General features: G+C 77.9%; 4 protein-coding genes. All 4 read right to left on the bottom strand.

The features are described 5' to 3' along the window. Window positions 1-298: 298 nt before the first annotated feature. A complete protein-coding gene (locus ACWENR_RS29825) occupies window positions 299-1,444 on the bottom strand; it encodes a cobalt-precorrin-5B (C(1))-methyltransferase (protein ID WP_452280279.1) in 1,146 nt (381 codons plus the stop codon). After that, the gene (cobM, locus tag ACWENR_RS29820) at window positions 1,444-2,322 is read right to left on the bottom strand and encodes a precorrin-4 C(11)-methyltransferase (protein ID WP_452280278.1); all 879 of its coding nucleotides are present in this window, start codon (window positions 2,320-2,322) and stop codon (window positions 1,444-1,446) included. The genes ACWENR_RS29825 and cobM overlap by 1 nt, the downstream gene beginning before the upstream one ends. Then, window positions 2,319-3,083: a precorrin-2 C(20)-methyltransferase gene (gene cobI / locus ACWENR_RS29815; protein WP_452280277.1), complete on the bottom strand. Its 765-nt coding sequence runs from the start codon at window positions 3,081-3,083 to the stop codon at window positions 2,319-2,321. The genes cobM and cobI overlap by 4 nt, the downstream gene beginning before the upstream one ends. A gap of 194 nt (window positions 3,084-3,277) precedes the next feature. Continuing rightward, the coding region (locus tag ACWENR_RS29810) for a cobyrinate a,c-diamide synthase (protein ID WP_452280276.1) at window positions 3,278-4,542 on the bottom strand (1,265 nt) is incomplete at its 5' end.

The raw sequence follows: 4,542 nt of genomic DNA, 5'->3' as shown, positions 1-4,542 counted from the left end.
GTCCTTGGATCGGCGCTGCGTCGCAGGTCAACGCGCTGATCGCCTCCGGTTCTCACACTTCCGCTGGAAGTAACGCTCCTCGCCTGCCGGGTTCGGCCGGCGAGCACCGGCGCGGCGGCGGGGTGCGGCGGTCCCCCGCCGGCGTCGATCCCCACCACGGTCACGACCGGCCGGGCGCTCCCGACGGACACGCTCCCGACGGACGGGCTCCCGGTCGCCGCCGGCCCGGTGCCCATCCGGGGCGTGTCCACCCGGGGCGTGTCCACCCGAGACGTGTCCACCCGGGACGGTCTCCCGGTCATGCCGCCCACCGGCCCGAGGAGGCGACGACCCGGTCGCCCGCGAAGTCGACCATGGCCACGTCGGCGGTGACGGCGTCGCCGGCGAACCGGAGCAGCACCTGCCGCACCCGCCGGCAGAGCAGGTCGCCGGCGGCGCCGAGCAGCCCGGCGGCCTCCCACAGCTCGTACGCGTGCCGCCCGGTGTTCGCCGCGACAACCGCCGCCACCAGCTCGGCGTCGCCGCCCGCCTCGGCGGTGACCTCCCCCAGCAGGGACAGGTCCACCTTGGACCGCGTGTAGTGGGTCATCAGGATGCCGGCGGCGAGCTTCGCCAGCTTGCCGGCCATCCCGACGAAGACCACCCCGGTCATCCCGTCGGCGACGGCGGCGGTGACGGCCGCGCCGGTGAAGTCGCCGACCTCGACGAAGCAGACCTCGGGCAGCTCCGGCAGCAGCGCGCGGGCCGCCCGCTCGGTGCGCCCGCCGGTGCACAGCACCACGGTCCGCTCCCCCTGGGCGGCCATCACGTGCACCGCCTGCACCACGCTGGCCCGCCAGGAGGCGGTGGAGAACGGCCGGACGACGCCGGTGGTGCCGAGGATGGAGATGCCGCCGAGGATGCCGAGCCGGCGGTTGGTGGTCTTGCGGGCCATGATCTCGCCGCGCGGCACGCTGACCACCACCCGGACGCCCACCTCGGCCAGGTCGACGACCTCGGCGACGGCCTGGCCGATCATGCGGCGCGGGGTGTCGTTGATGGCTGGCCCGCCGACGGGCAGGCCGAGGCCCGGCCGGGTCACCGTGCCGACGCCCGGCCCGCCGTCGAGGCGCAGCCCCGGCTCGTCCCGCCAGGTCACGGTGGCGGTCAGCTCGGCGCCGTGCGTGACGTCCGGGTCGTCGCCGGCGTCCTTGACCACCACCGCCTCCGCCCGCGCGCGGCCGTCGACCTCGCAGCGGGCCACCGGGAAGCTGACCCGCCGGCCGGCGGGCAGGCCGATCTCCACCCGCCGCTGCGGCACGCCGGTGACCAGGGCGGTCAGCGCCGCCTTCGCCGCCGCCGTCGCGCAGGCGCCCGTGGTCCAGCCGGTGCGCAGCGCGGTGGGCCGGACCTTCGCCGTACGCGGCAGGTCCGGCTCGCGCAGCGGCGGCTCGGCGTACGTCATCAGGCGCGCCCGTCCCCCGGTGTCGTGCCGCCCGCGCGGGCACGGCGCAGGTCGGCGCGGGCGGCCGGCTCGGCCCGCCGGAAGGTGTGGAAGTGCCCGGGGTGGTAGAGGTGCGAGCGGGTGCCGGTGGCGGCGAGCGCCGGGCCGACCAGGAACAGGGTGTGCTTCCAGAGCCTGTGCTCCTTGACGGTGGCCTCCAGCTCGCCGAGGGCGCACCGCACCACCAGCTCGTCGGGCCAGGTCGCCTGGTACGCCACCACGACCGGGGTGTCGGGCGGGTACCCGCCGGCCAGCAGCTCGGCCTGCGCCTGGCCGGAGCGGGCGGCGGAGAGGAACAGGGCCATCGTGGTGCCGTGCCGGGCGAACTCGCGGACCCGCTCGCCCGGCGGCATCGGCGTCTTGCCGCCCTCCAGCCGGGTCAGGATCACCGACTGGGCGACCTCGGGGATGGTGAGCTCCCGGCCGACGATCGCCGCGACGGCGGTGAACGACGAGACACCGGGAACGATCTCGACGGCCAGCCCGAGCGCCCGGCACAGGTCGAGCTGCTCCTGCACCGCGCCCCACAGCGCCGGGTCGCCGGAGTGGATGCGCGCCACGGTCAGCCCGTCGGCGGCGGCCCGCTGGTAGAGCGGCAGCACCCCCTCGATGGGCAGCCGCGACGAGTCGACGATCTCCGCGTCGGCCCGGGCGTGGGCGAGCACGTCGGCGTGCACGAGGCTGGCCGCCCAGACCACCACGTCGGCCGCGCCGATCACCCGGGCGGCGCGCAGGGTCAGCAGGTCGGCCGCGCCGGGGCCCGCCCCGACGAACCACACCCTGCCCGTACCGGTCGGCGTGCCCTCGTCGGCGTGCCCCGCGATCGGCGTGGTGCTCACAGCTTTCCTCCCCTACGGTCCCGGCGGGCCGGGACGAGCAGCGTCGACAGGTACGGCAGGTCGTCGGCGGGATCGGTGACCGGGCCGATCCGCTCGCCGGGCAGCCCGAGGCCCCGGCCCAGCACGGCGCCGTCGAGGCGGCCCTGCCGGCGCAGCTCGGCGACCAGCTCGGCGTGCCGCCGCCAGCCCTTGTAGGCCACGACGGTGCCCGGGCCGGCGAGCGCGTCGGCGAAGAGCGCCAGCCCGGCGGTTGCCGGCAGCAGGGTCAGCGGCTCCCGCCCCTCGCAGAGCGGGACGCCGCTGCGCGCCGCCAGGTCCTGCATCGCGGTGATCCCCGGGACCGTGCGCACCTCGACGGCCGGGCGCAGGGCCCGGACGGTCTGCGCGAGATAGCCGAAGGTGGAGTAGACGTTCGGGTCGCCGATGGTGGCGAAGGCGACCGCCCGGGCGCCGCCGTCGACCGCATCCGCCACGGTCCGCGCCGCGTCGTCCCAGGCACGTTCCCGGCGGGCGGTCACCCCGCCCCGGTCGTCGAGGGCGAACGGCAGCCGGCGCAGCCGCCCCGGCGCGACGTGCGCGGCCACCGTGGTCTCGGCCCGGCCGGGGGGCGCGTCGCCGTCCGCGGCGGGACGGTCCATCCCGGGTACGAACACCACGTCGGCCTCGGCCAGCACCCGGACCGCCCGCAGGGTGAGCAGTTCCGGGTCGCCGGGACCGACCCCGACCCCGGTCAGCGTCACGCTTCCGTCGCCCCCGTCCACGCGGCGCTCACACCCGGCCGTCGGCTCGCCGCTCCCGGCCCCCGGCGCGCCCTCGTCCGGCCCGCTCACGCGGCGCTCACGTCCGGCCATCGGCTCGCGGCGCCCGCGCACCGGCGTGCCCCCGTCCACGCGGCGCTCACACCCGGCCGTCGGGTCGTGACTCCCGGCCGCCGGCGTGCGGTTGTCGTGGGCGGTCACCGGCTGGCCGCCTCGACCAGTCGGCGGGCGGCGCGCGGGTGGCCGGCCCAGTGGGTGTGCAGGTAGGAGGCGTGCACTCCGCCGGCCACGAAGCCGTGCTCGGCGCCGTCCCAGCGCCACGCCGGCCGGTCGCCGTGCCCCGGGTCGGTGACGGTGCGGTGGAACTCGTGGCCGCGTACCGGGTCGCCGGGGCGGTGCAGCGGGGAGCCGGTGACGGCGACGGCGTCGCGGTAGCCGAGGGTGAGCCGGTCGGTCATCCGGGCCGTCAGGTCGAGCCGGCCGCACATGGGCACGCCGTCGAGGTGCCGGCCGAGGTAGAGCAGGCCGGCGCACTCGGCGACGACCGGGCCGTCGAAGTCGGCCAGCTCGGCGCGGAGCGTGGCGTTGTCGGCGAGCTGCGGCGCGTACGCCTCGGGAAAGCCGCCGCCGACGACCACCGCGCGGGTGCCGGCGGGCAGGGCGGGATCGCGCAGCGGGTCGAAGGGGACGACGGTCGCGCCGGCGGCGGCGAGCAGCTCGGCGGTCTCGGCGTAGGAGAAGGTGAAGGCCGGCCCGCCCGCGACCGCGACCACGGGACGCCCGGTGCCGGCGGGGCCGCCGACGGCGTCGACCGGGTCCCAGGCCGGCGCGCGCAGCGGGCCGGCGGTCCGGGCCAGGTCGAGCACGGCGTCGAGGTCCACGGTGGCCGCCACGAGGTCGGCGAGGGCGGCCACGATCGCCACGGACTCCGGCGCCCGCTCGGCGACCGGCACCAGCCCGAGGTGGCGCGCCGGGGCGGCGACCTCGGCGGCGCGGGTGACCGCCCCGAGCACCGGTACGCCGACCTCGGCGAACGCGTCGCGCAGCAGCGACTCGTGCCGGGGCGAGCCGACCCGGTTGAGGATCACGCCGCCGATGCGCACGCCGGGGTCGAACGCGGCCATGCCCAGGGCGAGCGCCGCCGCGGAGCGGCCCTGCGCGGTGGTGTCGAGCACCAGCAGCACCGGGGCGTCGACCAAGCGGGCGACGTGCGCGGTGGAGGCGTACCCGCGGCGGCCGACCGCGCCGTCGTGCAGCCCCATCACGCCCTCGATCACGGCGACGTCGGCGGGCGTCGGGGTGGCGGCGCCGTGGCGCAGCAGCGGCGCGACGCGCTCCTCGCCGACCAGCCACGGGTCGAGGTTGCGCTGACCCGCCTGGGCGAGGTCGTCGCGGAGATGGGTGGCGAACTGCGCCGCCACGTCGGCCCCGACGGCAGGGAGCTGTTCGACCTGGCCGACGC

This window comes from Micromonospora sp. NPDC004336 (genome assembly GCF_053602615.1).
This window is presented reverse-complemented; position numbering and strand designations above follow the sequence as displayed.

Excerpts from the sequence above, each read along its gene's own strand:
- ACWENR_RS29825 (WP_452280279.1), bottom strand. The coding sequence starts at position 1,444 with ATGACGTACGCCGAGCCGCCGCTGCGCGAGCCGGACCTGCCGCGTACG.